Source organism: Hymenobacter chitinivorans DSM 11115, assembly GCF_002797555.1.
Classification (GTDB): Bacteria; Bacteroidota; Bacteroidia; order Cytophagales; family Hymenobacteraceae; genus Hymenobacter; species Hymenobacter chitinivorans.
Genome location: NZ_PGFA01000003.1, coordinates 581039 through 606672 on the forward strand (window position 1 = coordinate 581039; position 25634 = coordinate 606672).

The following is a 25634-nucleotide window of genomic DNA, read 5'->3' on the forward strand; positions in this document are numbered from 1 at the left end:
CTTCCGCTCCGGCTCCGGGTCTGTATACCGCTCTACTTGCTTCTTCATGTTTCGAACCCTTCTTTTCCTGACGGCCTTCCTGGGCCTGAGCTCCGCCGCCTCGGCCCAGCTGCTGCAAGCCAAGTCCGGTGCCTCCCGCGCCGACTCCCTGCGCGGCACGCTCACGCCCCTGCGCACCTGCTACGACATCAACTACTACCACCTCGACGTCACGCTCAACATCGACGACCGGTCATTGAGCGGCTCTAACCTGTTCCGCTTCACGGCCACCCAGGACTTCACCCGCCTGCAGTTCGATTTGTTTGCCAATCTGACGGTGGAAAAAGTGGTGTACAAAGGCCAGAGCCTGCCCTTTACCCGGGAAGCCAATGCCGTGTTCGTCACCTTTGCCCAGCCGATTAAAGCCGGCAGCCGGGACGAATTCACGGTGTTTTACTCGGGTAAGCCCCGGGTGGCCGAGCGTGCCCCTTGGGACGGCGGCCTAGTGTTTACCAAGGACGCCAACGGCAAGCCCTGGGTAGCTACGGCCGTGCAAGGCCTGGGCGCCAGCGCCTTCTGGCCCAACAAAGACCACCAGGCCGACGAGGTAGACTCCATGCTCATCAGCGTGACGGTGCCCCAGGGACTGACGGACGTCTCGAACGGGCGGCTGCGCAAAACCACCAAGCTCAAGGGCGGCCTGACCCGCTTCGACTGGGCCGTGCGCAACCCCATCAACAACTACGACGTGGCCCTGAACGTGGGCGACTACACCAAATTTACCGACAGCTACGATGGCGAGAAGGGCCGGCTCAGCCTGGAATACTGGGTGCTGCGCGAGAACCTGGCCAAGGCCAAAACGCACTTTGCGGCCAACGTGAAGCCGATGCTTAAGTCGCTGGAGTCGTGGTTTGGGCCCTATCCATTTTATGAGGACGGCTACAAGCTCGTGGATGCGCCCCACCTGGGCATGGAGCACCAGAGCGCCGTGGCCTACGGCAACAAGTACCAGAACGGCTACCTGGGCCACGACCGGTCGGCCACGGGCTGGGGGTTGAAGTGGGACTTTATCATCATCCACGAGAGTGGGCACGAGTGGTTCGGCAACAACATCACCTCCAAGGACATTGCCGATATGTGGATTCACGAGTCGTTTACTACGTATTCCGAGGCCCTGTTCACCGAAAGCCAGTTTGGCAAGCCCGCCGGCCAGGAGTACCTGCACGGGCAGCGGCGCAACATCCAGAACGACGGCCCCATCATCGGGCCCTACGGCGTCAACCAGGAAGGCTCGGGCGACATGTACGACAAGGGCTCCAACCTGCTCAACATGGTCCGCACCATCGTCAACGACGACCAGAAGTGGCGGCAGATTCTGCGGGGCCTGGGCCAGCAGTTCTACCACCAGACGGTTACCACGGAGCAAATCGTGGGCTACCTCAACCAGCAGAGCGGCAAGAACCTAACGAAGGTATTCGACCAGTACCTGCGCTACGGCAGCATCCCGACCCTGGAAATCCGGCAGGAGGAAGGCAAGGTGCTGGCCCGCTGGGTGGCCAACGTGCCCGATTTCGACATGCCCGTGCGGGTACGCGTCAAAGGCGGGCAGTACGGCTTCATTCAGCCCAGTACCCGCTTCCAGGAAATCAGCCTGCCCGGCGCCACCAAGGACAACCTCGAAGTCGACACGTTCAATTACTACATCGGCGTACTGGTAGACTAGCGGTAAATGGGTGAATGAGTGAGTTCGTATTATTGAGCTCCTTTTCACGCTTTTGTTTCAATGATTCGCACCCTGCTATTCCTTGTTCTGGTTTTCTGTGCCCACACAACTCGGGCGGCCTCGGGTTTTGCTGACCTCAAGCCCGGGCCCCATACCGTGGGCTTCCGCGTGGTGCAGCAGTACGACTATGCCCGGGCCTACAAAGGCCGCACCGATGCCGTAACGGGCAAACCCACGACCGGCGAACTGGCGCGGCCCATCCAAACCCTGGTGTGGTATCCGGCCCAGAAATCAGGGGCCCCCATCCGGTATGCCGATTACCTGCGCACCGAGGCTACCGACGACAACTTCACCCGAACCGATGCCGAAGCCGCCGCCTTCCTGGCCGACAAGCTGCAGTGGGCTGCCGCCCAGGTAGGCCCGAAGCACGCCCAGCAGCTCTTTGATCAGCGCATGTGGGCGGTGCGCAATGCCCCGGCCGCTACGGGCAAGTTTCCGGTGGTAATTTATGCCGCCGGCGGTGGCGGCACCGCCCACGAAGCCGCCGACCTGTGCGAGTATCTCGCCAGCCACGGCTATGTGGTGCTGGCCAGCCGCAGCCTGGGCACGCGCACCAAGGACATGAATTTCGACGCCGAGGGGCTGGATACGCAGGCCCGGGACATCCAGTTCCTGCTGTCTTACGCCCACACCCTGCCCCAGGCTGACATGGCCCACGTGGCCGCCGCGGGCTGGAGCTGGGGCGGGCTGGCCAATGCCCTGGCGGCCACGCAAGACTCGCGCATTGACGCCATCGTCAGCTTTGATGGGACCAAAGCCCAGGAAGACACCAAACCCGTGTCGCGCGTGCGCCTGACCGTGCCGTGGCTCTATGTGCAGCGCCGTTCCGAATCGGTGCGGGAGCTGAGCGCCAAAGGCATGCAAACGACGGGCATTCTACTCAACGAAGCCAAGTACGCGGACCTCTACCACGTGGTCATGAACCCGATGGAGCACGTCGACTTTTCGACCATCGGACTGCGCTTTGCTGAGCCGGCGCACTTCACGGAGTATGCCCGCGCGGAGGTGGAAACGGCCTACCACTGGACCTGCCGCTACACCCTCGAATTCCTCAACGCTACCCTAAAGGGCGACGCCACCGGCCAGCAGTTTCTGGACCGTACGCCCCGGCAAAATGGCGTCCCAGACCATATGGCCCGCCTTTACCACCTGCCCGCCCGGCCCGGCCCCGTGCCCACGCAGGCCGGTTTCGCGGCGGCCCTGGCTCAGGATGGTTTTGGCCAGGCCCTGGAAATCTACCGCCGCCTGCAGCAGCAAGAGCCGACGTTTGCCTTGTCGGAAGGCGACTTGAACACCTGGGGCTATCAGCTCCTGCGCGAGGCCCGCGACCTGCCCGCCGCCCGGGCCATCTTCGCCCTGGGCACCGAGCTCTACCCCAACGACGCCAATCTGTTCGACAGCCTGGGCGAAGCCGACGAGAAAAACCAGGACATCCAAGCCGCCATTACCCACTACCGCCGCTCCCTGCAGCTCAACCCCGCCAACCACAACGCCCGGCAGCGCATCCAAGCCCTTGGCCCCCCGCGGTAATGTAGGGGAGTGTGGTTGAATGTGGAGAATGTGAGGAATGTGTCCTTCGGGTGCCTCGGCTGCGCCTCGCAATGACCCATTTCTCACATTTCTCACATTCTCCATATTCAGCACATTCCCCACATTCCCCCTCATTAGCACATTCAACCCACATTAGCACATTAGCACATTAACCCCGTACCTTCGCCCCTAGTTGATTCTCACTGAATTCACCTTAGCATGAACCAATACGACGTTACCGTCATCGGCTCCGGCCCCGGCGGGTATGTGGCAGCCATCCGCTGCGCCCAGCTCGGCTTCAAAACGGCGCTGATTGAGAAATATCCCACCCTGGGCGGCACCTGCCTCAACGTGGGCTGCATCCCGAGCAAGGCCCTGCTCGACTCCACCGAGCACTTCCACAATGCCGGCCACACCTTCAAGGAGCACGGCATTGAGCTCAGCGACCTGCAAATCAACATGAACCAGCTCATCGACCGCAAAAACGGGGTGGTGAAGGCCAATACTGACGGCATCCAGTTCTTGATGAAGAAGAACAAGATCGAGGTGCTGCGCGGCGTGGGCTCGTTTGTTGACAAAAACCACATCAAGATTACGCCCACCGAGGGCGGCGAGGAGCAGCAGATTGAGACCAAGCACGTCATCATCGCCACCGGCTCCAAGCCCACGGTGCTGCCCTTCATTGCCCAGGACAAGGAGCGCATCATCACTTCCACCGAGGCCCTGAACATCCGCGAAGTGCCCAAGCACATGATTGTCATCGGCGGCGGCGTAATCGGCCTGGAAATGGCTTCCGTGTACGCCCGCCTCGGCGCCAAAGTGTCGGTGGTAGAGTTTATGGACTCGCTGATTCCGACCATGGACCGCGCCCTGGGCAAAGAGCTCAAGCGCATCCTGGGCAAAATCGGCATCGAGTTCTTCCTGAGCCACAAGGTGACCGGCGCTACCCGTGAGGGCGACGCCGTGACCGTGACGGCGACCAACCCCAAGGGCGAGGAAGTGAAGTTCGAGGGCGACTACTGCCTGGTGGCCGTGGGCCGGGTGCCCTACACCGCCGGCCTCAACCTGGAAGCCGCCGGCATCGAAATGGAAGAGCGCGGCCGCATCAAGGTCGATGAGCACCTGCAAACCTCCGTGCCCGGCATCTACGCCATCGGCGACGTGATTCGCGGCGCCATGCTGGCCCACAAGGCCGAGGAAGAAGGCGTGTTCGTGGCTGAAACCCTCGCGGGCCAGAAGCCCCACGTCAACTACCTGCTGATTCCGGGCGTGGTCTACACCTGGCCCGAAGTGGCCGGCGTGGGCTACACCGAAGAGCAGCTCAAGGAGCAGGGCAAAGCCTACAAAACCGGCAACTTCCCCTTCCGCGCCTCGGGCCGCGCCCGCGCCTCCATGGACCTCGACGGCTTCGTGAAAGTGCTGGCCGACAAGGAAACCGACGAAATCCTGGGCGTCCACATGATTGGCCCCCGCATCGCCGACCTCATTGCCGAGGCCGTGACGGCCATGGAGTTCCGCGCCTCGGCCGAGGACGTGGCCCGCATGAGCCACGCCCACCCCACCTACGCCGAAGCCATGAAGGAAGCCTGCCTCGCCGCCACCGAGAACCGGGCGATTCATATGTAAGCCCTAATTGCTTAAAAGAACAGCGCCGGTAAATCATCGACTTGATGATTTACCGGCGCTGTTCTTTTAAGCTGAGACCTTCTTTTTCGACGCTCTTTTTTGCTATTACACCTACTCTGGTATTATATAATTTCATTAATATATTCGGGCAAATTTTCATTCACACTTCAATTATTCATGAATAAACTTCTACTATCCTTTTGGTTTTTCTTGCTGATACTAGCCCCCAAAGTTCACGCCGCAGACGATCCAGCCGCTTTGGTTAAGACCGCAACAGAGAAAAAAGAAGCGGCGCTAAAAGAAAGAGACCGGCTGCTTACGGCTGCAAAACTAGCCATAGAGCTAGCTGAGAAAGAGGAAAAGCCGGATGCCAAGGCAGCGGCTACGGCAGAATTTAAAAAGAAGGCGGCCGAGGCCGACAACGCCGCTAAGAAAGTCGAGCGAGCGGATGCCGCGCTAAGCAAGGCCACCGCCGCCGTGGCAGCAAATGAGCTGTTTCTTAAGCACAAGAAAGCTGCGGAAGAAGCCGAAACCGACCAAACCACCGCGCAGGGAAACCTGAAGAAAGCCCAGGCAGAATACACCGCCGCTCAAGAATCCGAAAAGCTCGCTTTTACTGCCCTCTCCGGCGCTAATGACAATACCCGGGCTATACTCACTGAAAAGTTGCGCGCGGAGCAGGCCCTGACAGCTTCCGCGAAAGGCCGGTTTGAGGTTGCTACCCAGAATCTGGCTGCTGCCGATACCAAGGTGGCCTCCGCGGCTGAGCAAGCCGGTAAGAGCAAAGCCTCCGCTAAGAAAACCCTGGAGGAAGCCAAGCTGGCGGCGTTTAAGGTAGATGAAGCCGAAAAAGAAGATGAGGACGATAAGAAGGATGAGGCAACCGCCAAAGAGTTTTCTCCCTTCCGCTTGTGGGTAGGCACCAACCTCGATTTGCTGGACGGGGTTAAGACCGCCAAGTTTTACGGCAACATTGACTTCACTACCCCTATTTCCGATGACAGTAAGCACCTACTGCTGGGCGTGGGGGCGTTTCAAAACCGTTATGTATCCGTCGATTCGACCCGGCGGCCGGCTTTTGCCACTGACCGGAATTTTAGCGCTCCTATTGTTCGTGACTCCATTGATGTCGTGCGGACCAGCTACAACAATACCCCCACGCGGACTATTAATAGCCTGGGCTTTTACACGCTGATTGGTTGGCGGCTTTGGAGTAACGGTGACCAGTTTAAGGTGACTGGGATGAATAAAAGCATCAGCAATGTCAATATATACTTTGCCCTGCGCACCGATATTATCCGTCGGGAGTACATCACTAATAACAAGTATGAATTCCTAAATAGGGACACCAGCCGGGTGGCTCTGGTCGATGGCCGGTACCGACTCTTTCCCTTACCTCCCGACCGCACGGTTAATCGTTTCGTTAAGGTAATTCAGGTAGGTGCGCCAATCTTTATTGTTACCCCGAGCCTGGAAGTGCGCATTATGCCACTGTTTGGGTTGTCTTTTGAAGAGAAAGGCACCCATCCGGTTGCTAGCACAAGCTTCAACGTAACCGAAAAGGCTCTGGGGTTGAGTATCGGGGGCGAAGTGCGTACCCTCTTCAGCGATGAGCCGCCCTTGATGAACCTGTACATCGCCAAGTCTTTTACCATCAAAGATTTCAAGGACTTGGTCAAGTTCAATTAGGAAGGGCTGGCCTAGTTCAATTCGGGTGCACTTCAGGCTGTTAAAGCCACTAGTTTATCAGCAGGAGTGCGGTCAGGTTCGCTGACGTGTAGCTTCCGATTCTGCAACCAGCATATGCCAAAGCCCACCTCACCGCCACCGAGAACCGGGCCGTTCATATGTAAAACTGGCTCAAGTGATGCATAGAACGTCATGCTTCATCTGGCGTCCGCCTGCCGAAGCATCTCTACCGCTTCGTTGTTTAACCCAGAAAAGCGGCTGCAGCTCCCCGGGGCTTCAGCCGCTTTGCGTTTCAGCAGGCTGAGCACCGATGACTTGCTCGGGGTTTTCACCATTAAAAATCCGGCTGCTATAAATTGAACTTCGGTTTCTATAAACAAGCCGAGCCTCAGTACCAGACCTTTGCAGCGTCACATAGCTTGCTACCGATGGAAAAGAATGCTCAAAGTGCCCGTCACCAAATCCAACTATTGCTCGACCAGTTAAGCGCGGCCTGGAAAGCCGGTGACGGTGCACAATTCGCCGCCAGCTTCACCGAGGATGCCGACTATGTTGTCTTCGACGGCAGCCACCTGCGCGGCCGCGCCGCTATTGCGCAGGCTCATCAGGAGTTGTTTGAGGGTCTGATGCGGGGCTCCGAGCTGGTGGGCGGCTCTATCACTGACTTTCAGCTGTTGTCCCCCACCGTGGCCCTGCTGCATAGCGTCGGGGCCGTTAGAATGCGCTGGCAAAAGAAGGCCCCGACGGGCCGTAACTCCATTCAGACCCTGGTAGCTATTGAAGAGGAAAGCGGCAGCTGGAAGTTGGCGGCCTTCCAGAATACCCGAATTGCGCCGCCGGGCCTCCTGACAAAGCTGTTCTTACGCCTAATGAAGTAACCTAGGGTAACTGCTCAATGCCCCCGATAACACCTGCCTGACCCTCCAACAGCTTGTGCCGCCGCTCCGGCAGCTGCTCCAGCAACCCTTGCCGCCCGGTCCGCACATCGTCTCCCTGTAGTTCCGCATCGTAAGGCAGAAACGCCACAGCGGCCGGAGCTACTAAAAGCTTCGGCCGCTGTTGTGTATGATCAATTGTGAATATAGAAAAAAAGCTCGCTGCCTTAGCAGCGAGCTAAAAAGATTCTACAAGCACAACTCACTATGCAGACGAGGAGGGCATAGTCTTACGTTATCATGCCATCCCAGGCCTATTGCCTACGAATAGGAAAAACCGTACAAGACGGCCCAAATTTTAAGGAGATGCTGCATGTGAAATCTTTTGTAAAGCAAAGTTATGAAAAACTAACGAAGTTTAGTGGGTATCAGTTTTTTTTATTGGATTTTACTTTGGATTTTAGTAAAGAATATCTTGCAGAGTATTTTCTTCTCAAGCCTATTTCATCTAGAGTGCTCTTTATATCAGAAATAGATAAGGAATCAAAGTTATAATCATTTCTAATATGTAATCTGATATACTCATGTACATTCTCGCATGTAGGACCAATCAAACTATCTGAATCGAGTAAGTAATTCTTATATGTTTTGTTTATAAAATATTTAAGACCTATCATTTGAATTGTATTGATATTAATCAACTTGGCTATTCTTAAACAAATATCTGAATAGCTGATTGCGTGATGAGGTTTGAGGGTTAATTTGCCATTGCTATCTACTATCGGTGGAGGGGAAATTTTTCTTCCTGGAATCACTGTAGGCCAAGATTCTATAGCTTTTGTAAATTCTTTAGAAGAGCTAATTTCCTCTAAAGTAGAGTTAGCTTCTCCCATTCTATGTACAATACAATGTCTTGCGTGGGTATAAAAATTATATGCTGGTGTCAGATATTCTATTTCACTGTAATCCCAATCGAATTGCGAAAACATATATTGGACGCTGTTTAGGCTGTCGTTGCTATTATCTGTGTTGTTCTTTTTGTATTCGGAGAATGAGCCGTTTATTTCATCTAAAAATACTTCAAATGAAGAATATACGCGAGCAATTGCAGATTCTGTTATCTGGAATTTTAGCTTTTCTAACTCTTTAAATGGGTTATTGTATGTTGTTTGTGTCCATCTTTCTCCAGCGCTGGTAATCAATTCGCTAATTAGTTTGGATAATTTATTCGGATCATCATTAGATGAGGATAAAAAGTTAACAGAAGCAACTGATAATTTTATATAAGAATTTATTGATATGTGAAAATCTATAAATTTGTTGAGTTGTGAAGTTGTAGGTCCGTCGCTGAACATGATTTGTGACGCTGTTGTGTTGATTTAGTTTGGTTTTTGTAGATGTATAAGCTGTTAGACTTATCAGTTGTGTATACTATATAGAGAAACTGTACGTCTCTTACAATAGCTTAAAATTATCCCTTGGTCATTTGGTGCTACTGGCCTTAGGTAGTATAATTTTGCCTTCCAGCAGCTTGCTCAGGTCTTCAATGTGCCTCAATACTGTGCAGGGTGAAGCTATGCTGGAGTCAGGGCGAGGTATTTGGGATGTCTACTCCTCAGTCGCTGGTGTATTTATGGCACTATGGTTTCTAGCGGTATAGGCGCTAATTCAGGCTTTGTTTCATAGAGTGCCTTATCTACGTTACATATCACCTTGCGCATGATTGAATTTACGTCAGCGTTTCTCACCACGTTATATATATGTTCAAGCTCATTAATTATAAGTGTTTTATTATTTTGAATAAATGATTCGTCTAGATGTGAAATAGCTTCTATTGCTCTTTTTGAATGAACTTTGTATATTTCTTCCGGGAGATATTGTTTGGATCTTAATGTATTTAAGCATATAGTTCTTGCTATTTTTTGTTCGGTGTTCTTCGATCCTGAACTTAATACTGTTTTAACTTGGTTGATAAGTTGATATACGTCTTCTGAAGATGTGAAGCAATGTTTTACCTCTTCAATAATTGCTCCTTGTTTCGTGTATTCGGATTTTTCTAATCTCTCCAATATTCTGTCCTTAGTAGCGGGAATTACGTTCCTGTCATCTATACTTTCAAGTAATTGCTTTGCTTGTGTGAGGGATAAATCAGCCTTGTTTATAAAAAAATATAAAGGGCTATATTGACCTCGATGATAGAGCAATTGCTGTAGCATTAATACTGGATGCTCACAAACGCCTGAAAAGAATGATTCATAAATTTCTGTCTCTTTAGTTAAAGTTAGGATATGCTTTTCTATTAAGTCATTACCATCCTCTAGTTCTATTTCTAACTCTCCCCTAATCGTATACGCTGCTGCTCCTTCCTCATCCACAATTTTACCTTTTTTGATAATATTTAATCCTTTTAAAGCTTCATAACTTAATACAGCCTTTATGTTATCATTGTTTATTAAGTCTACCTGTCCGCTTTCGGTATTAAGTAGCGCTAATCTGTCAGCGCCGATATCAGCGACTTTCTGCATAGCCTTTAAAGTCTTATCTAGTTTTCTATTTACTTCCTCTTCTAAAATTCGTCGCAAGTCTGCCGCTTCAATTTTAGTTGTCTGGGCAGAATATCGAAAATAAATTTCGCCTCTAACTACACCTTCTGCATTAACCTTCATTATAACAGGCTTGGATTGAGCTTCGGATACATATAAGAATCCTACGACTTTATTGAGAAACTTTCCCGTAAAAAAGAAGTAATCTAATGAGCCATCAAGGCCTAGACGTATTGGTGATGCGAAATATCTATTATCAAGGTTTTCATACTCAGGTTTTATGCCAACAAGTTCTCTTGTTTTATTTTCTATGCCGAATAAAATCATTCCTCCTTTGTTATTGGCTAAACCTGATATTGTAGTTAGATATGATTTATCAACTTCCTCACTTCTAGTGTGGAGGCTTTTTTTAAACTCTATAGATGAGTTTTCTTCCCATTTAGTTCGAAGAAATTCTCCACTAACATCTAATGATTTTTCAAAGTCAATAAGTATTTGCTCTGAGTTCATTCGGTGTGACTTTGGAATATAGCGTGAATTGATTATTTAGTCTGCTATAACTACCTGTATAGCATTAGATAACGAAGCTACATTTTTGTGCTGGGCTAACCATATACAGGGTAAATTCTTCCTAAAAAAGCCGCCCACCCATCCAGAAGTCCCTAGCGGCTTAGAGCTACTACAGCAACGGGACTAGGTATGTATGGTGATGTGGCACTCGGCGAGGCTATTTCAAGCGACTATCCAATCAGAGTAACACAATCGAAAAAAAAACATCGATTGTGTCACTCAACCAACCGGCTGCTTACATTAGGTGCTCGGCGGTGGGGCAGGGGCTATTCTGCACGCGGCCAACCATATGCTACGTACTCCTACTTCTTTTTCCGAAGGCACCGCGGCCGACGTGCGGCGGCACTTTGCCCTTAGTCAGGTGGAGCTGGGGCGGTGGCTGGGTGTGAGTAGCATCCAGGTACGGGCCGTGGAGGCCGGGCGGCGCAACTTCTCGCCCCCAGCCGAAGCCCGGCTGCGGCGGCTCTCCGACCTGCTGCCCCCGCGGGGGCCGGAGCTACCCGCGCCCGAGGCTTTGCCGCCTTTGCCGCCGCGGGTGGCTCACTCGGCCAAGGAAGCCCGGGAGGCCGAGCTGCTTCGGCGGCGGGTGCGGCGCTGCCAGCATTTGGCCCGCCAGCTTTCCTTTCAGCTCGAAACCCTGGCTTTGCAGGATGAAGCGCTGCTGCGCCGCCGGCAGGGAGTGGCGGCCCTGCGCCTGGCCCTGGCTACCCCGCCCGCTGTGGCCGGTCCGGGCTATGACGCCGCTGAGGAAGAGGCCTGGCTGGTTCGTATCGAGGCCGATGTAGCGGCGCTGCCCCCACGGCCGGGGCCGCTGGCCCGGGCCCACCTGGCGCTGCGCCGCCAGCTGTTGCTGGATGAGGCCGCCGCCTTGCTTCTACTACTGGAGCCGGCGGCGGCGGTAGTGCCGACTCCTTAGCTTAGTGGAGGTGCTGCCGGACCAGTAGCGCGAACCTTAGCTTCGCAGACCTTCGGTTGTAGTTCGCGTGCCTGAACGACTAGCGTGCTATCGACTCCTAAACGGCGCGGGCTACGCGAACTACAAAGTTCGCGCTACTGTCGCTGAGCGGCTGTTGTTGATAATATTGTAAGGATTAAGAGAGTTTGAATATTTATTTTTAAAATATTGTAAATAATATATAATAAAAATGTAATGTTGGTAGGCGGCGGGGTGGTCCTGCCGTTCTTACTATCCATCCTTTTACCCCTTTAGTTATGGCCATTGATGTAAAACTGCTGCTCACCCGTCCCCAGTGCGACGCGGTGACCACCGAATTGGACAAGCGCATTCGGCGCCTCGACAATAAGGAGTCGAATTATGATTATCAGGACGAGGTCGGCAGTGAGCGGGCCACCGAGCTAAACGATGAGCTCAAGGGCCTCAACGTGCGCATTGCCAACCACGACAGCTACCTGGCTACCCTCACTGAGGGCAGTACCGAGTATGAGCGCACCGTCGATGAACGCCGGAAGGATGATGACCGGCGCGGCGACATCCTGGCCCAGCAGCGCAAGCGCGGCGGGGTGAAAGTGGTGCTGGGCCAAAGTGCCCTGAAGGAAACCCAAAGCCGCAGCACTTCCCTGGAAGAGGATAAGGCCGCCGTGGCCGCCCACCGCTCCACCTTGTCCGCGTAACTAATTCGGGTAAGGACAATTACAAAGCGGCCGGAGCTTAAGGTAGCTCCGGCCGCTTTTTAGTGGGGGCGTACACCGGGCCGCGGCTATAACTTACGGCCTCGCTACACCTGCTCCCGAATGCCGTATCTTTAACCTCCTCCCAGCATCGTTTCTGTATGAACCTCGACGTCATCCTTTCCGACCCCGATATCCTGGGTGGTACCCCGGTATTCCAAGGTACCCGCGTACCCGTTGAAACGCTATTTATGCACCTGGAAAAAGGAGTGTCGGTAGCCGAGTTTCTCGACGACTTTCCTTCCGTGCGGCACGAGCAGGTAGTGCAGGTGCTGGCCATAGCGGAAAAGCTGTTCTCTTCGCCCAACTTCCGGCAGCTCTATGAAAGTGCTGCTTGATGAAAACCTGCCCAAGCGCCTGAAGCAGGATTTCCCCGAGCACGAGTTCTTCACCGTACGTGACCAGCAATGGCAGGGCAAGAAAAATGGGGAGCTCCTGCGTGAAATGCTGGCCGCCGGCTTCCATGGGCTGGTAACCTTCGACAAAAACCTGCGCTACCAGCAAAACTTCAGCAAGTACCCGATTGCCGTCGTGCTGCTCAATGCCCCCGACAATACGTACCTGACTCTCCAACAGCTTGTGCCGCCGCTCCGGCACCTGCTCCAGCAACCCTTGCCGCCCGGTCCGCACATCGTTTCTCTGTAGTTCTGCATCGTAAGGCAGTAATGCCACAGCGGCTGGAGCTACCCAACGCTTCGGCCGCTGTGGCGTGTTGGAGTAAGTAAAGTGCCGCTAGGCCAGCAGCCAGAACCGCCAGCCGTTCCAGTAGCGGCTGTAGTGCTGCTTGAAACGCTCGAACTCGGCGGGCCGGGGCAGGTGGTGGCTGCGGGCGTGGGCCGCGTAGGCGGCGCGGTCGGCAAACAGTTGGTGGTGCTTGGAGGCTAGGTAGTAGACCACGAAGGTGCTGTCGGGACCCAGGGCGACGCACAGCACTCCGTCGTGCACCTGGTAGGCCAGCACCTCCGGGTTATCGGCATTATCGGTCAGGTGCGCGAGGGGCTCGAAGTAGGCTTGCACGCCATTTAGCTCTTCCATGGCCTCTCCGTGGCCCAGCGGGATGCGGGCGTAGTCGCCCAGGCCGTGGTTGCCCCAGTAGGTCAGGGAAAAGCCGAACAAGGCCAGAGATACCAGAAACCCGCTGGCCCACCAGAAGCGCTTGCCGTGGCGGCTGGCCCGCACCAGGGGGTGGGCCGGGTCGCGGGGGGCGTACCAACGCACCAGTTTCAGCAGCAGCGTGGCAACCACCGAGGCTTGAATGGCAATCTTGCAGAAGGTAAAGATTAGGTGCAATAGCGTTTCCATGGCCGTAAAGCTAGGGGGACCAGGAATAACCAGCTTGGGCGGCCGGTAAGTTAGCAGCCGGCCCGCGTAGTAGTACGGGAGGGTGGGCAGGGAGGCAGCGGCACGTATTCCTTGCTTATTTTACCGTCCGGCCAGTCTAATCAGTGCCTGAGCTGTTGTCTTTGCCATGAGTGAGTTGATTCCCACCTACCAATTGCAGGCCTTTGCCACCCCCGCCGGCGAGTCGGACCCGGCCGTGTACTTCCCCGACTACGGCGGGGTGAAGCCCACCATCCCCCTGCACCAGCCCTACCGGGGCGACTACTACAAGATCAGCCTCTGTCTGCGGGGCCGGGCCGAGCTCAAGGTGAATCTGGCGCCCTTCGTCGTGACGCCGGGCTGCCTGGTGCTGGCCACCCCCGACGTTATCAAGGAGTGGGGCCGGGTGAGTGAGGACTACGAAACGCTGTCCGTCTTTTTCACCCGCGACTTTATCAGCACCCACCACGCGGCCACCGGCAAGCTGCACTTTCTGGTGGCCCCGCCCACCCCCGTGCTGTCCCTGGCTTCGGCCGAGGCGGCCGGTATTGCGGCCTCGTTCCGGTTTTTGCAGCAGAAATACGCCGCCGCCAGCCCCCAGCGCGACAATATCGTGAAGAGCATCCTCGGCGGGCTGCTCTACGAAATCGGGGCCCTCTACGAGCAGCCCGCCGGGTCGGGCCAGCATCATAGCTCTAACCCGGGTCAGAGTCGGGCCCGGCAGCTGGCCGCCGGTTTCCGGCAGCTGCTCCAAACCCACTGCGGCACGGAGCGTAGCGTGCAGTTTTACGCCGCCGCGCTCTGCATTACGCCCAAGCACCTCACCGAGCTGGTCAAGGACGCCACCGGCCGCACCGCCAGCGAGTGGATAGCCGAGGCCGTGGCCCTGGAGGCCAAGGCCCTGCTGCAAAACCCCGCCCTGACCGTGGCCCAGGTGGCCCAGGGCCTGCAGTTTACCGACCAGTTTGCCTTCAGCCGGTTCTTCAAGCGCAGCACCGGCCTCTCGCCCACGGCCTACCGGCAGGCGGGCTAGGCTGCGGCACCGCCTTTTAGCCACAGTTTGCCGCCCTCCGGCCATTCCCGGGCCGGGCCTTGGCGCCGACTTTTGTAGTCGCCTCCCGGGCCTGGTTGCCCTGGGCAGAAGGGCCGCGGGCGGTTTTCCTGTTCACGCTAATCCTGAAGACGATGATTTTAGTAACCGGCGCCACGGGCCACTTAGGCCGGGCCGTACTCGACACGCTGCTGCAACACACCGCGGCCCACCAACTAGCGGCCCTGGTGCGTGACCCGGCCAAAGCCACCGACCTGCAGGCCCGGGGCGTGAGCCTGCGGGTGGGCAGCTACACCGACCCCGCTTCCCTGGCCGCGGCCATGCCCGGCATCGACACGGTGCTGCTCATCTCCGGCGGGGGCGACGACGACGGCCTGCAGCAGCACCAGAACGTCATCGACGCGGCCCGGCAGGCGGGGGTGCGCCGGGTGGCCTACACCAGCCGGGCCCTGCAAGACCCCGGCACGCTGGCCAACGAGCTGATGGTGCGCCACTTTCAGACCGAAGACTACCTCAAAGCCAGCGGCCTGGGCTACATCCTCTTTCGCAACATTCTCTACATGGACACGCTGCCACTCTTTACCGGCCCCACGGTGCTGGAAACGGGTATCAACCTGCCCGGCGGCGAGGGCCAGGTAAGCTACGCCCTCCGCAGCGAAATGGGAGAGGCCATTGCCAACGTGCTACTCCAGGACTTCACCGACAGCCGCATCTACCACTTTACCGGCGCGGCGGCTTACTCCTTTCACGACGTAGCGGCGGCCCTGGCCCTGGCCTCGGGCCGGCCGGTCGTCTACCACGACGTGGCCCCGGAAGTGCTGGCCGCCCGCATGCGGGAGCGGGGCGTCCCCGAGGTAGCCATCGGGCGCACCATCGGCTTCATGACCGACATCAAGCACGGGCAGGAAAGCCTGGTCAGCTCCGACCTGGCCGCCGCCCTGGGCCGGCAGCCCACCGGCCTGTTGGAGGGCATAAAGCAGCTCTACCAGCTGTAGCCGGGCGGGGTATCCCATATTTTCTTGTCCTGCTGAGGCGCAGCCGAAGGACCTTCCTCGCCTTAGTGACAAGCTCTATTCAACGTGACAAAGCCCTTTCCTGCCGGCGCGGGAAAGGGCTTTTGTATGGTAGCAATTAGCGGTAGTGGGGTAGGCGAGGAAGGTCCTTCGCTCTGCTCAGGAGGACAGATGGGAAAGAAGGCAGACTGAAAAGCGGCTGGCTACCACTCGCGCCACTCCGAGGCCAGGCCTTCGCCGTTGCCGTACTTGCTGGGGTCGAGGCCGGCGGCTACGCTGATATGGTAGGTCAGGTCGCAGAGGTCTTCCCGTTCCCCGGTTTCAATCATGCCCTGGTTGCGCACGTTGGTGGCCTCAATGGCGGTTTTGAACGCGGCTACTTTCTGGGCTTCGGGGGCGTGCTCACCCAGGGCAATAAGGTCGGTGATGAGGGTATCGAAGGCGTCCTGCATGGCGGCGCAGTTGGCGGGGGAGTAGCGCAGCATGCCCCGGTCGTAGTTTTTGCCCCAGCGCGGGAATGGGTAGCGGGCTTTGACGGCATGTAGTTGGTCGGCGTAGGTGCTCATGGCTAAGGGAATAAGATAAGGAGTAAGACAAGGAACGCGGCCCGGTGCACACGAAGGGCCCGGCGGCCGGCGTTAAGCGCCAAGTATAGGTAATTAAATAGGTATTCCGGGTCTAATTCAGGTAATGCCCGGGGGCTAGGCAACGCCCCGGCTCCGGCCGTCATCTACGCTTGCCTACGCAACCCTTACTTCACCTTCGGCTTTCACTATGAATTTCTTTCCCTTCCGCCGCCGCTCCGTCCCAGCCGCGCCCGCGCCGCCCAAGAGTACCGCCCGCGAATGGCGCGACGCCCTGGTATTCGCCGTTATGGCCGCCACGCTGATCCGCTGGTCGGCGGTGGAGGCCTATACCATCCCGACGCCCAGCATGGAAGGCTCCCTGCTCGTGGGCGACTGTATCGTGGTCAGCAAGCTGCACTACGGCCCCCAAACGCCCCAGACGCCGCTGCAGATTCCGCTGACCCACCAGACCATCTGGGAAAAAGGCCCGCAGAGCTACTCCGCCGCTATTCAGCTGCCCACGTTCCGGTTGCCGGGCTTCTCAGAGGTAAAGCGCAACGACATCGTGGTGTTTCACGTGCCCCACGAGCAGCAGCGCCCCGCCGACGTGCGCACCAACCTGATCAAGCGCTGCGTGGCCGTGGCCGGCGACACCCTGGAAATCCGCCGCGGGCAGGTGTTTCTCAACGGCCGGCCCGGCGCCGTGGCCGGCCAGCTCCAGAGCACCTACTTCATGCAAGTTGATGCCCCCAACGATGCCGTGCGCCAGGCCCTGCACGAGCACGGCGTAGTCGATTATAACGAGCCCGACGGCGTGCCCCGGGCCGGTACCGACCCCGCTACCGGCCGCCGTGGCTTCTACATCAGCTGCCCGGCCACGGTGGCCGCCTACTTCCGCCGCCAGCCCTACGTGCAGGCCCTGACCGTGGCCGACTACTCCACCACGCTGTTTCCGGACGTGGCCGACTTCCACAACCCCCAAGCCGCGCCCAGCAGCCAGCCCCGGCGCTGGCAGCTGGATAGCTACGGTCCGCTGCCGGTGCCCCGCCGGGGCCAGACTATTAGCCTGACGCCGGCCAACGCGGCGGCCTATTACACCATCATTGCCCAGTACGAGCCCAATGAAGGCATTACGTGGCAAAACGGCCGGATTTACCAGCACGGCCAGCCACTGACGCGCTACACCATTCGGCAGAACTACTACTTCATGATGGGTGATAACCGCCACAACTCCGAGGATTCGCGCTTCTGGGGCTTCGTGCCCGAAGACCACCTCGTGGGCAAGGCCGTCCTCGTGCTGTATTCCGTGGACCCCTACGCCGACCTGCTGCACAAGCTCCGCTGGAACCGCCTGCTGCAGCCCACCAGCTAAGCGCGGCGCCCCAAACCCGGCAACGAACAGCGGCTGGAGCTTCCAGGAGCTTCAGCCGCTGTTCGTTGCCGGGTTTGGGGTCGGGGCCGGCTAAGGGCCAACAGTTGATTTTCGGACTCAGTGTGCCACCTTGGGGCTCTGGTTTAAACTCTTGTTGCTACGGGGCGTGCTACTGCGCTTGTTCTAACCTGATATAGATAGTATGAAGCACTTTCTGCGCGTGGCCCTGCTCAGCGGCCTGGCCCTTCCGGCGGCGGCCCAAACGGCGAAATCCCGCCTCAACCTGCCGCTGAAGCACGAGCTGGACAGCCTCTACGCCGTGGACCAGCGCTACCGGGCCATGCTGTTTGACCCGCGCCAGAGCGGCAACCCCGATTCGCTGGCCGCGGTGCTGGGCGTGGCCAAAGCGGAGCTCAACCACACTCTGGTGCAGCGCATGCAGCAAACCGACGCCACCAACCTGGCCCGGGTGCAGGTGCTGCTCAAGCAATATGGCTACCCGGGGCAGTCGTTGGTGGGCACGCCTACCAACGAGGCCGCCTGGAACGTAATTCAGCACGCCCCGGCCACGATACCCCAGTACCTGCCGCTGATTAAAGCCGCCGCCGAAAAAGGGGAGCTGCCGTTTTCCCGCTACGCCATGATGCTGGACCGCCAGCTGATGACGGGCGGCCAGCCCCAGCTTTACGGCACGCAGGTAATGGGCTACAACGGGCAGGCACCCTTCGTGTGGCCCATTCAGAACGCGGCCCAGGTAAACCGGCGCCGCAAGCAGGCCGGCTTCACCACCACCGTGGAGCAATACGCTACCCAGTTTGGCATTACCTACAAGGCCGTGACCATGGAGCAAGTAGCCAGAATGCCCAAGCAGTAGCTTTTCGCTCTTACTTCGGGCTCTGTGAGGTAAGGCGCCGCCAGAACGGAATCTGGTGGTGGATGGTCAAACAACAACGGCGGACGCTTTCGGAGCGTCCGCCGTTGTTGTTTGAGTATTGTGGTGCTGTGCCTCCGTAGGGCATTACCAAGTGCTGCCAGCCCCGCCGCCGTTCGATGCGCCGCCCGTATTGCGGTTGGCGCGGTTGGCTAAGCTACCGGCGGCCGGGTAGGAATAGCGCTAACAGTGGTCGTGGTGATGGTGGTGATGATGGTGATGCGAGGAGGTCTGGGTACCAATCTCCTCGAAGCGGACGAGCTCAATGTGCTGGCAAAAGGCGCACTCCCACACGAACCAGCCCCAGGTCCTGCGCCGGCTGTTGCCGCGCTCCACAACCTGGCGGGACTTGCGCAGCAGGGTGGTGTGCGAGCAGTTGGGGCACTCTTTCGCCTTGGTTTTAGGGTAGAGGTAGCCCAGCACCAGGTGATGCTGGCAGTCGTAGCATTCCCACGCGTCGTAGTCGAGGGCCTTAATCGTTTCTTCTACCTTCTGACTGGGCTCCAGTACGTTGTGCTCCACGTTTTTGGCGAGGCGGTACATGCTGCCGTTGCATTCCGGGCACTGGTAGGGCTCGTTGCGCAAGGTGCGGAGCTGCCGGCGGTGCCCAACCCAGTACAGCACCAGCGGAACGGGCATCATAAAGCGCAAAAAGCCCAGGCGGCGGTGCGATTTTATCAAGTACGTGTACCGCTCAATGCGGCTGGCGCCGGCGTATTCCTGGTGGTAGCGGTAGCGGATAATGAGCAGGTGCAGGCTGACGGCCGCTATTGACCAGCCATAGGTCCAGGAAAGCGGGGCGGACGCCGGAAATTTGGAATCTGTCCCCCCAGCCAAAAATACCTGCACGAATACCCACAGGGAAACCAGCCCCAGAAGCACCTTCAGTAGTACCGGCACGTGCTTGATAGTGAGCAGTACCCCGGTCGTTACGAACATAAACATGAGGCTGAAAAACACCAGGAAACCCTCGCCCTCCGACCAGTTGTCTGGGCCGGGCCGGTTGGCGAAGGCCAGCTCCGCTGCCGCCAGCGAGTCCTGCTCCTGGATACGGGCCAGCGTGGCAACATCGGGTGGAAAGGCCTCCGTAACCTCGCCGGCATCCGGGTTAAAGAGCCGGAAGTCTGGCGCCACGTTGTGTATCAGCGAGTCGACCCCGCTGCGGATGGCCTTGTCGTACTTCTTCCGGTGCAGGGCGAGCAGCATGTAGCGCCTCCCAACCCGTTGGCAATCGGCCAGGGTGAGCGTTTGCTGCAGGCCGCTGCCGATGTAAAACTCCACCCAGCCCTGGTCCTGCACCACCAGCACTAGCAGGCCGTTGTGCCGGTACGTTTTCTCGATTTTCCACCGGTCAAACAGCTTGGCCGCGGCCTTATGGGGGGTTGCCTTCCCGATGCTGCGCACCATCACGACCTGAATATGGGCCTTGTGGTGCATGTCGAGGGCGTACAGGTTGGCCTCGAGGTAGCGGATGGTAGCCGGTTTCAGGAATTTGTTGGGGTCCGTGACGTAGTGGCCCTCAAGCTCAAAAGGTCCCGGCAGCCGGTCGAGGGAGGACTGGGCCGTGGCCTCAAGGCCCGGTGCCCCAAGTACAATCAATAAAAACAGGAGACAGAGTAGAAAATAACGCAAGGGCATACGGGGGCAAAGACCGAAAAAACGATTAGCCAAAGAACGTAAGAATGGGTGGGCGCTTCAATCGGCAGCCCATAGCCGGGGGCAAATAAGCGGCGGAGTACCTTAAAAAGCGGTTGAAGCTCCTCGGGGCCGCCGCTGAGGAAAGGCTGGGGCCGACGCCGGCTCAGGGCTTTTGCCCGAAGCGCGCTCCACTGAGCAAGAGCCCCACGCTTTGCGCGCCGCGCCGGATGCGGTAGCCGCTGCGCAGCAAGGCGTCGGCAAAATCAGTGCGGGCTTCTTCGTCTGTCGGGTACGGCCGCTCGGCCAGGCTGATGCGCAGGGTTTGCCGAGCGGCCTGGAAAGTCATTTCCACGTTGCAGAGCACCAGCCCGGGGCTTTGGCCGAAGGCGGCGTGGTCGAGCAGCAAGTAGTTGCCCTTCAGCTCCAGCACGTAGGCTTCACTGGCCAGGCAGCGGCCGTCGCCTCTTTCCTGGCCCAGCAGCAGGTAGAGCGTGCGGCCGGGGGTGGCCAGCTTATAAATTTCGTTGTAGTAGCACTCCAGGTCGGGGTGGTAGGCAAAGTGCTGACCAGCGGCATTGGTCCACTGAAATACGGGGCGATGCACGGTGCCCCGCGTGCCGCCCGACTGGTAGGAATACGTAAACACCCTGAAGTGGGCGGCGTCCTGGGAGTCGGCCGTCAGCTCCAGGCCCAGGCTTTGGGCTCCCGCCGCCGACACGTCGTGGGTGCGCAGGTAGGCTATCAGCTTGCGGCTCGTGTCGGCTATTAGCTTTTCCCAGGCCTCGTCTTCAAACTCGGTACTGGTTTCGAGGATGCCCAGGTTTTTGCGCAACTCCGCGGCCGCCGGGTCTTGGGCTTTGGCTGGCGCCGAGGCCAAGCCGGTAGCCGCCAGCCAAGCGAGGCAAATCAGGATTCTGCGCATGCGTGTTCTTAATCCAAAAGGCTGGCCCAGTGGTTAGCGTCGGTAGGGAAAAGCAGCTTTGCTTAACCGCGCCGGGGCTCGTAGTGCTGCACTACGATGCCGCAGGCAAAGGCGGTGGACTGCACCAATGTTAGAGGCTGTACGGCGTTCAGGCTTTGAAAGATAGGCAGGCCGCGGCCAATGGCCACGGGGTTGATAAAGAGGTGAAGCTCATCGACGAGGCCGGCCTGGAGGAGGCCCGACACGAAGGTAGCCCCGCCGTAGGCCATGATGTCGTGCCCGGCCCGCTGCTTGAGCTGGCTGATTTCGGTCGTCAGGTCGGCCGTGGCCAGCTCGGTGTTGGGCCAGGGCGACTCGCTCAGGGTGCGGGAAAAGACGATTTTGGGCGTGTCGGTAAACTTCAGGCCGGCCGCCTGGTCCGGGGCGGCGGGGTCGGCGGCTACGGCGGCCCAGTGCGGGATAAAGCCCTCGGCCAGCTTGCGGCCCAGCACGATGCAGTCGACGGGCTCGGTGAGCTCCTGCACGTAGCGCTGCAGGGCCTCGTCCCAGTTGAAGGTCATCCAGTCCATTTCCCCGTTGGGGCCGCCGATGAACCCATCGACGGTCATTTGTACCTGCAGCTTGAGTTTGCGCATGATGGAGGTAAGAGTTGGGTAGTAGCGTCAGTAGAAAGTCAAAGATAAAACCCAGAATGCCGACCAAACGAGGCCAAATACGCCAACCAGCGGGGTATTTGCGACAATCTTGACAAGCCGGCGTGCCGGCCTAGCCCCACTACCAGCTGCTGCCGGCCCCGCCGCCCCCGGAGCTGCCCCCGCTGCTGGACGACGAGGACGAGGAACTGCCCGAGGAAAACGAGCTGGACGATGAGGAGCTGCTCGACGAGGACAGCTTGGCCGTGGAGTATTTCTGCTTCTTAACGTGGTGGCAAAACGCGCACTCATGTACGTGCCAGCCCCAGCCCCCGTGGGACGTAGTGGCGGCCCGCACCTCCTCATCGGGCTGGGGCTGCAGGGTGCGGTTGTGGCACTTGGGGCAGCTTTTAGCGTCGGTACTCAGGTTGGGGTAGCTCAGAATGAGCAGCTCCTCGCAGGCCGGGCACTGCCAGGCGTCGTAGTCGATGGCCGCAATCTGCTCTTCGGCAATCTGGCCGGGGCGCAGGGCTGCGTCGTCCTGGGTTTCGTCGAGGCGGTGCATGGGCGTGGCGCAGGCCGGGCAGGCGTAGGGCTCTTCGCGCAGCTGGGCCAGGCGGCGCCAGTAGCCGCGCCAGTACCAGGCCAAGGTCAGCGGAAACACGAAGCGCAGCCAGCCCAGGCCGTGGTGGGCTTCCTCCAACAAGTTGTAGCGGGCATGGCGGCTCGCGGTAGGGGAGGCCTCCGCGCGCAGCTGCCGGTTGAGCAGCCGCAGGTACACGTGGGCCCCCAGCAGCGGCCAAGCGTAGCCCAGCGCCATAAGCAGCCCCGGGGCTACCGGCCAGCTCGTGCCGGCCACGAGGCCCATCAAGCCCAGAATCAGCACTAGGCCCAGCACCATTATTGGGGCAAAGCCGCGCGGAGTGTGCTTGCGCAGGACCAGCGCCAGGCTCGCCGCCACCAGCAGTAGGGCCGCCGCCATCACGCCCGCTATTTCCGCCCCGCTCCAGGCCGTGGGGTCGGCCGGCGCGGCCGCTTCGGTCAGCATCTCCACGTGTGGCTCGTCGGCTAGGGTCGGGGGCAGCTGGGCTTCGGCGGAGTCGGGCAGGGCGAAATGGCCGGTGCTCAGCTGCCGGATCAGGGCGGCCACGCCCTGGCGCACGGCCTCGTCGTACTGCCCGCCGCGCAGGTAGGGAATCATGTAACGCTGCTGAATGCGGAAACACACCACGTCGGGCACGTCGGCTTCCAGGCCGTAGCCGGTTTCGAATTCCACCCGGTGCTGGTCGTCCACGACGAGCAGGAGCAGGCCGTTGTTCTTGTCCTTATCTCCGATTTTCCAACGGTTAAACAGCGCCGTGGCGGCCGTTTTGGGCACTTCTTCCCCGATGCTGCGCGTCAGCACCACGTCGATATGGGCCCGGCCGCTCTGGTCCAGGGGGCGCAGCGTGGCGTTGAGCTCCTGCACCGTAGCGGGCTGCAGCAGGTGGTCGGGGTCACTGACGTAGCTCTCGCCCAGCGTTTTGGGGTCGGGCAGGCGGGTTAGGTAGTCTGCATCCTGAGCTGCTGCGGGGCGGGCCGCTGGGCCGAGCAATAAGAGCAGAAACAACAGGCGAAACAGGAAGCAGCGCAGAAGCATGGCGGGCCGCCGAGGGCGGGTTGGTTGGTCAAAGAAAGCCATATCCGGCGTACCGGCCGAGCTGCCCGGGCCCGCTACCGGGAGCCACGCTGACGGAAGCTACGGCCGGCGGCCGGCAGGAGTGGGCGTCCGGCGCAAGTTACACTTGGTTTAATGCAATAATCTGGTGGCGCAAGTGGTTAGCTGCTGGAGGAGGCGGGGGCCGGGGCGAAGGAATAAATTGCTCCTTGAGTAGTAAAAAGAGTTTTGGTAAGCGGGTTATAAGCAGGTTTTTATTATTTTTCGGTAATGAAGAAACTCTACTTACTACTCCTGTTGCTAGTCTTGGCTTCTGCGGCTACGGCGCAAAAATACCATTTCAAAGGCCTGCGCAACTTTCCCTACGACAGCACCACGCGCAAAGTGAAGTACGTGGAGGTAATTGACGCGCCCGGCATCTCCCGCGCCGACCTCTACCGCCGCGCCCGGCAGTGGCTGACGGCCAAAAACGGTCCGCTGGGCCTCGGGACGCTGATTGCGGTGCCCGAAGAAGGGCAGCTGCGCGGCCGCCTAGCCCTGCCCGGCGCTAGTCAGCCCTTCCGGGCGTTTTTTCTGTTCGAGGTGCTCGAAGGCCAGCTGCGGTGCAGCCTCACCGATTTTACGGCCTCCATGGACGGTATGCGGCTGGAAGAACTGGCCGCTAAGGGAAGCCGCCGCCTCGACGAGTGGCTGGAGCAGAACGACGCCCGGTTTCGGGAGTCGTTCTGCTCCAGCCTGCGGCAAAGCGTGGCCGACGTGGCCCCCAGCGAATAGGGCCCAGCTTCCGGGGCTCAGCGGGAGTTGCGGGTGGGCAAGCGCTAGTCAATAAGCAAGCCGCTCCAGCTCGATGCGTGCCGGTTTGGGCTGCTGGTGGTAAAGCAGCAGGAACCCGGGCTGCACAACCCACACATCCGACAACTGGCCCTTGGGCGGAATAGGCCGCACGGTGCGAATCTGGCCCGACTGCAGGCTCATCGTCAGCACGCGGCGCCCGGTGCGCAGCACCACACGCTGACTATCGGGCGCGAGGCCCCGCAGTCGGAAAGACCCAGCCTGTTGGGCCGCCTGGGCCATGCGCCGGGCGGGCCAGTAGCCATGCAGCGTGTAGGAGCTAGTGTCGGGCAGGGGCAGCACCCGGGCGTCGTCTACCTGACCAGTTGCGGAGAGGTGCACGGCTACTACTTCGCGGGGCCGCAGCGTGGTTTTATTGACCCGGCCCAGGCCTACGGTGGCGAGGCCCGTGGCTAGGTCGAGGGCCAGGTGGGTGCCGAAGGAAGTACTCGTGTAGGTTTCACCCACGAGCAGTACGCTGCCATCGGGAGCGGGGCGCAGGGTTTGCCAGAGCACGTGCCGGTGGCGGACCAGGGGCAAGTGGGGTTCGGCCGAGCCCGTTACGAGCCGGTCGTGGCAGGTGCTGTCAGGGTAGAGCTGGGTATAAAACAGGTGGCCCGGGGAGCGGTGGGAAAGGCGGTTGCGGGCGGAAGAACAGCCGGCCACCAGCAAGCTGTGCCCAGGGCCCATCACTCCCACGTCGGGCCGGCGCCGCTCCCCGTGGTAATCCAGCGGCAGCCGGCACAACACCCGGCCCGTGGCCAGCTGCAGACAGTAAGCCGTGGTGGTAGCGCGGGGGCTGCGGGCGTTATTGGTCACCAGCAGCCAAAGGTGGGTGCTGTCGAGAATGGCCGGCGCCACGTCTACCTGGCCCTCCGCCGACCGGAAGCGGTGCTGCCAGAGCGGGCGGAGTTGCCAATCGGTGAAGCGAAACAGCACCTCACCCCCGACCAGGGTGGACTCCGTGGTCAGGAAGCCGGCGGTGTGGGGCGCCAGCTCGCCGTGCAGATCCTGCCAACGGATCCAGCGGGAAGATTCCCGCCGCTGCGCCACCACGCGGCCCAGCGTATCCACCACCAGGGAGAGCAGCGTGTCGGAGCCGCGGCGGTGCAACTGGTAAAGCACGTGGGCCCGGCTGCTAGCCGTGTTGCTGAGCTGGTAATGGCCGGGCAGGCGGAGTTGCTGCCGCTGCTGCCTTAGGGCGGGCGATAAGAGGTAGTGGCGCAGGTAAGTTGCCCCATCGTCGTGGACTATGGTAGACACCAGGGCTCGGCGGGCGGTGGGCAGATACAGCCCTTGGGTGTGCTCTAGCACTACACTGTCGATGGTGACGCGCTGGGCCCGGGCGGGCCGTAGCCAGAGGCTCAGCACCAGCAGGAGGAGCAAGCCCTTGCGGAGAAAAGAAAACATACGCCGG

General features: G+C 58.9%; 23 protein-coding genes. 14 read left to right on the plus strand and 9 right to left on the minus strand.

Annotated elements, in window-relative coordinates; all coding sequences use genetic code 11:
* Positions 1–46: 46 nt before the first annotated feature.
* The 5 genes from CLV45_RS19435 (at position 47) to CLV45_RS19455 (ending at position 7485) form a co-directional block, all read left to right on the plus strand.
* Positions 47–1702, plus strand: a complete 1656-nt coding sequence (locus CLV45_RS19435) for a M1 family metallopeptidase (protein WP_100338133.1) — start codon at positions 47–49, stop codon at positions 1700–1702.
* Positions 1703–1762: 60 nt separating this feature from the next.
* On the plus strand, positions 1763–3292 hold the full coding sequence (locus CLV45_RS19440; RefSeq protein ID WP_100338134.1) for a dienelactone hydrolase family protein: 1530 nt from the start codon (positions 1763–1765) through the stop codon (positions 3290–3292).
* A 219-nt stretch (positions 3293–3511) separates the two neighbouring features.
* Positions 3512–4918, plus strand: a complete 1407-nt coding sequence (gene lpdA, locus CLV45_RS19445; RefSeq protein WP_100338135.1) for a dihydrolipoyl dehydrogenase — start codon at positions 3512–3514, stop codon at positions 4916–4918.
* 177 nt (positions 4919–5095) lie between these two features.
* A complete protein-coding gene (locus CLV45_RS19450) occupies positions 5096–6607 on the plus strand; it encodes a hypothetical protein (RefSeq protein ID WP_100338136.1) in 1512 nt (503 codons plus the stop codon).
* Between the two features lie 428 nt (positions 6608–7035).
* Entirely contained in the window at positions 7036–7485 is a 450-nt protein-coding gene (locus CLV45_RS19455; RefSeq protein ID WP_100338266.1) for an SgcJ/EcaC family oxidoreductase, read from the plus strand.
* A 425-nt stretch (positions 7486–7910) separates the two neighbouring features.
* Here the strand turns inward: CLV45_RS19455 and CLV45_RS25055 are convergent, their stop codons facing one another.
* Together CLV45_RS25055 and CLV45_RS19460 are read right to left on the minus strand one after the other, a co-directional pair.
* On the minus strand, positions 7911–8837 hold the full coding sequence (locus tag CLV45_RS25055) for a hypothetical protein (RefSeq protein ID WP_157807663.1): 927 nt from the start codon (positions 8835–8837) through the stop codon (positions 7911–7913).
* Positions 8838–9113: 276 nt separating this feature from the next.
* Positions 9114–10535 (minus strand): ATP-binding protein, encoded by a 1422-nt coding sequence (locus CLV45_RS19460; RefSeq protein ID WP_100338137.1) that lies wholly within the window; start codon positions 10533–10535, stop codon positions 9114–9116.
* A gap of 349 nt (positions 10536–10884) precedes the next feature.
* On the opposite strand from CLV45_RS19460, the gene CLV45_RS19465 reads away from it, so the two are divergent.
* The 4 genes from CLV45_RS19465 (at position 10885) to CLV45_RS19480 (ending at position 12929) form a co-directional block, all read left to right on the plus strand.
* On the plus strand, positions 10885–11511 hold the full coding sequence (locus tag CLV45_RS19465; RefSeq protein WP_100338138.1) for a hypothetical protein: 627 nt from the start codon (positions 10885–10887) through the stop codon (positions 11509–11511).
* Positions 11512–11807: 296 nt separating this feature from the next.
* Positions 11808–12227 (plus strand): hypothetical protein, encoded by a 420-nt coding sequence (locus CLV45_RS19470; protein WP_100338139.1) that lies wholly within the window; start codon positions 11808–11810, stop codon positions 12225–12227.
* A 158-nt stretch (positions 12228–12385) separates the two neighbouring features.
* Positions 12386–12622, plus strand: a complete 237-nt coding sequence (locus CLV45_RS19475; RefSeq protein WP_100338140.1) for a DUF433 domain-containing protein — start codon at positions 12386–12388, stop codon at positions 12620–12622.
* The gene (locus CLV45_RS19480; RefSeq protein ID WP_100338141.1) at positions 12606–12929 is read left to right on the plus strand and encodes a hypothetical protein; all 324 of its coding nucleotides are present in this window, start codon (positions 12606–12608) and stop codon (positions 12927–12929) included. Before CLV45_RS19475 ends, CLV45_RS19480 begins: the two co-directional genes overlap by 17 nt.
* Positions 12930–13016: 87 nt before the next feature.
* Here CLV45_RS19480 and CLV45_RS19485 read toward each other — a convergent pair whose 3' ends face one another.
* Positions 13017–13586, minus strand: coding sequence for a hypothetical protein (locus CLV45_RS19485; RefSeq protein WP_100338142.1), 570 nt, complete (start codon positions 13584–13586; stop codon positions 13017–13019).
* 166 nt (positions 13587–13752) lie between these two features.
* Here CLV45_RS19485 and CLV45_RS19490 point away from each other — a divergent pair, with 166 nt between their 5' ends.
* Positions 13753–14637, plus strand: a complete 885-nt coding sequence (locus tag CLV45_RS19490) for an AraC family transcriptional regulator (RefSeq protein WP_100338143.1) — start codon at positions 13753–13755, stop codon at positions 14635–14637.
* A 152-nt stretch (positions 14638–14789) separates the two neighbouring features.
* Complete coding sequence (locus CLV45_RS19495) at positions 14790–15650, plus strand: SDR family oxidoreductase (protein WP_100338144.1); 861 nt, start codon at positions 14790–14792, stop codon at positions 15648–15650.
* A gap of 221 nt (positions 15651–15871) precedes the next feature.
* Here the strand turns inward: CLV45_RS19495 and CLV45_RS19500 are convergent, their stop codons facing one another.
* Positions 15872–16234: a hypothetical protein gene (locus tag CLV45_RS19500; RefSeq protein ID WP_100338145.1), complete on the minus strand. Its 363-nt coding sequence runs from the start codon at positions 16232–16234 to the stop codon at positions 15872–15874.
* A 208-nt stretch (positions 16235–16442) separates the two neighbouring features.
* Here CLV45_RS19500 and lepB point away from each other — a divergent pair, with 208 nt between their 5' ends.
* Positions 16443–17606, plus strand: a complete 1164-nt coding sequence (gene lepB, locus CLV45_RS19505; RefSeq protein WP_100338146.1) for a signal peptidase I — start codon at positions 16443–16445, stop codon at positions 17604–17606.
* A gap of 202 nt (positions 17607–17808) precedes the next feature.
* Entirely contained in the window at positions 17809–18480 is a 672-nt protein-coding gene (locus CLV45_RS19510) for a DUF6624 domain-containing protein (RefSeq protein ID WP_100338147.1), read from the plus strand.
* Positions 18481–18720: 240 nt separating this feature from the next.
* Here CLV45_RS19510 and CLV45_RS19515 read toward each other — a convergent pair whose 3' ends face one another.
* The 4 genes from CLV45_RS19515 to CLV45_RS25170 form a co-directional block, all read right to left on the minus strand.
* Positions 18721–20136, minus strand: a complete 1416-nt coding sequence (locus CLV45_RS19515) for a TPM domain-containing protein (protein ID WP_170061900.1) — start codon at positions 20134–20136, stop codon at positions 18721–18723.
* Positions 20137–20338: 202 nt separating this feature from the next.
* Positions 20339–21097: a hypothetical protein gene (locus CLV45_RS19520; protein ID WP_100338149.1), complete on the minus strand. Its 759-nt coding sequence runs from the start codon at positions 21095–21097 to the stop codon at positions 20339–20341.
* 62 nt (positions 21098–21159) lie between these two features.
* Positions 21160–21732 (minus strand): dihydrofolate reductase family protein, encoded by a 573-nt coding sequence (locus CLV45_RS19525; protein ID WP_100338150.1) that lies wholly within the window; start codon positions 21730–21732, stop codon positions 21160–21162.
* A 139-nt stretch (positions 21733–21871) separates the two neighbouring features.
* Positions 21872–23368, minus strand: a complete 1497-nt coding sequence (locus CLV45_RS25170) for a TPM domain-containing protein (protein ID WP_170061901.1) — start codon at positions 23366–23368, stop codon at positions 21872–21874.
* A 288-nt stretch (positions 23369–23656) separates the two neighbouring features.
* On the opposite strand from CLV45_RS25170, the gene CLV45_RS19535 reads away from it, so the two are divergent.
* Positions 23657–24160, plus strand: coding sequence for a hypothetical protein (locus CLV45_RS19535; protein WP_100338151.1), 504 nt, complete (start codon positions 23657–23659; stop codon positions 24158–24160).
* A 48-nt stretch (positions 24161–24208) separates the two neighbouring features.
* Here CLV45_RS19535 and CLV45_RS19540 read toward each other — a convergent pair whose 3' ends face one another.
* Entirely contained in the window at positions 24209–25627 is a 1419-nt protein-coding gene (locus CLV45_RS19540) for a hypothetical protein (RefSeq protein ID WP_100338152.1), read from the minus strand.
* Positions 25628–25634: the final 7 nt, after the last annotated feature.

Bases quoted from the DNA above. Each gene is read 5' to 3' on its own strand.
- CLV45_RS19465 (WP_100338138.1), top strand. From the start codon at position 10,885: ATGCTACGTACTCCTACTTCTTTTTCCGAAGGCACCGCGGCCGACGTG.
- CLV45_RS25170 (WP_170061901.1), bottom strand. From the start codon at position 23,368: ATGCTTCTGCGCTGCTTCCTGTTTCGCCTGTTGTTTCTGCTCTTATTG.
- CLV45_RS19450 (WP_100338136.1), top strand. From the start codon at position 5,096: ATGAATAAACTTCTACTATCCTTTTGGTTTTTCTTGCTGATACTAGCC.
- CLV45_RS19480 (WP_100338141.1), top strand. From the start codon at position 12,606: ATGAAAGTGCTGCTTGATGAAAACCTGCCCAAGCGCCTGAAGCAGGAT.
- CLV45_RS19435 (WP_100338133.1), top strand. From the start codon at position 47: ATGTTTCGAACCCTTCTTTTCCTGACGGCCTTCCTGGGCCTGAGCTCC.
- lpdA (WP_100338135.1), top strand. From the start codon at position 3,512: ATGAACCAATACGACGTTACCGTCATCGGCTCCGGCCCCGGCGGGTAT.
- CLV45_RS19475 (WP_100338140.1), top strand. From the start codon at position 12,386: ATGAACCTCGACGTCATCCTTTCCGACCCCGATATCCTGGGTGGTACC.
- CLV45_RS25055 (WP_157807663.1), bottom strand. From the start codon at position 8,837: ATGTTCAGCGACGGACCTACAACTTCACAACTCAACAAATTTATAGAT.
- CLV45_RS19520 (WP_100338149.1), bottom strand. From the start codon at position 21,097: ATGCGCAGAATCCTGATTTGCCTCGCTTGGCTGGCGGCTACCGGCTTG.
- CLV45_RS19440 (WP_100338134.1), top strand. From the start codon at position 1,763: ATGATTCGCACCCTGCTATTCCTTGTTCTGGTTTTCTGTGCCCACACA.
- CLV45_RS19490 (WP_100338143.1), top strand. From the start codon at position 13,753: ATGAGTGAGTTGATTCCCACCTACCAATTGCAGGCCTTTGCCACCCCC.
- CLV45_RS19460 (WP_100338137.1), bottom strand. From the start codon at position 10,535: ATGAACTCAGAGCAAATACTTATTGACTTTGAAAAATCATTAGATGTT.
- CLV45_RS19495 (WP_100338144.1), top strand. From the start codon at position 14,790: ATGATTTTAGTAACCGGCGCCACGGGCCACTTAGGCCGGGCCGTACTC.
- CLV45_RS19485 (WP_100338142.1), bottom strand. From the start codon at position 13,586: ATGGAAACGCTATTGCACCTAATCTTTACCTTCTGCAAGATTGCCATT.
- CLV45_RS19535 (WP_100338151.1), top strand. From the start codon at position 23,657: ATGAAGAAACTCTACTTACTACTCCTGTTGCTAGTCTTGGCTTCTGCG.
- CLV45_RS19470 (WP_100338139.1), top strand. From the start codon at position 11,808: ATGGCCATTGATGTAAAACTGCTGCTCACCCGTCCCCAGTGCGACGCG.
- CLV45_RS19455 (WP_100338266.1), top strand. From the start codon at position 7,036: ATGGAAAAGAATGCTCAAAGTGCCCGTCACCAAATCCAACTATTGCTC.
- CLV45_RS19540 (WP_100338152.1), bottom strand. From the start codon at position 25,627: ATGTTTTCTTTTCTCCGCAAGGGCTTGCTCCTCCTGCTGGTGCTGAGC.
- CLV45_RS19525 (WP_100338150.1), bottom strand. From the start codon at position 21,732: ATGCGCAAACTCAAGCTGCAGGTACAAATGACCGTCGATGGGTTCATC.
- lepB (WP_100338146.1), top strand. From the start codon at position 16,443: ATGAATTTCTTTCCCTTCCGCCGCCGCTCCGTCCCAGCCGCGCCCGCG.
- CLV45_RS19500 (WP_100338145.1), bottom strand. From the start codon at position 16,234: ATGAGCACCTACGCCGACCAACTACATGCCGTCAAAGCCCGCTACCCA.
- CLV45_RS19510 (WP_100338147.1), top strand. From the start codon at position 17,809: ATGAAGCACTTTCTGCGCGTGGCCCTGCTCAGCGGCCTGGCCCTTCCG.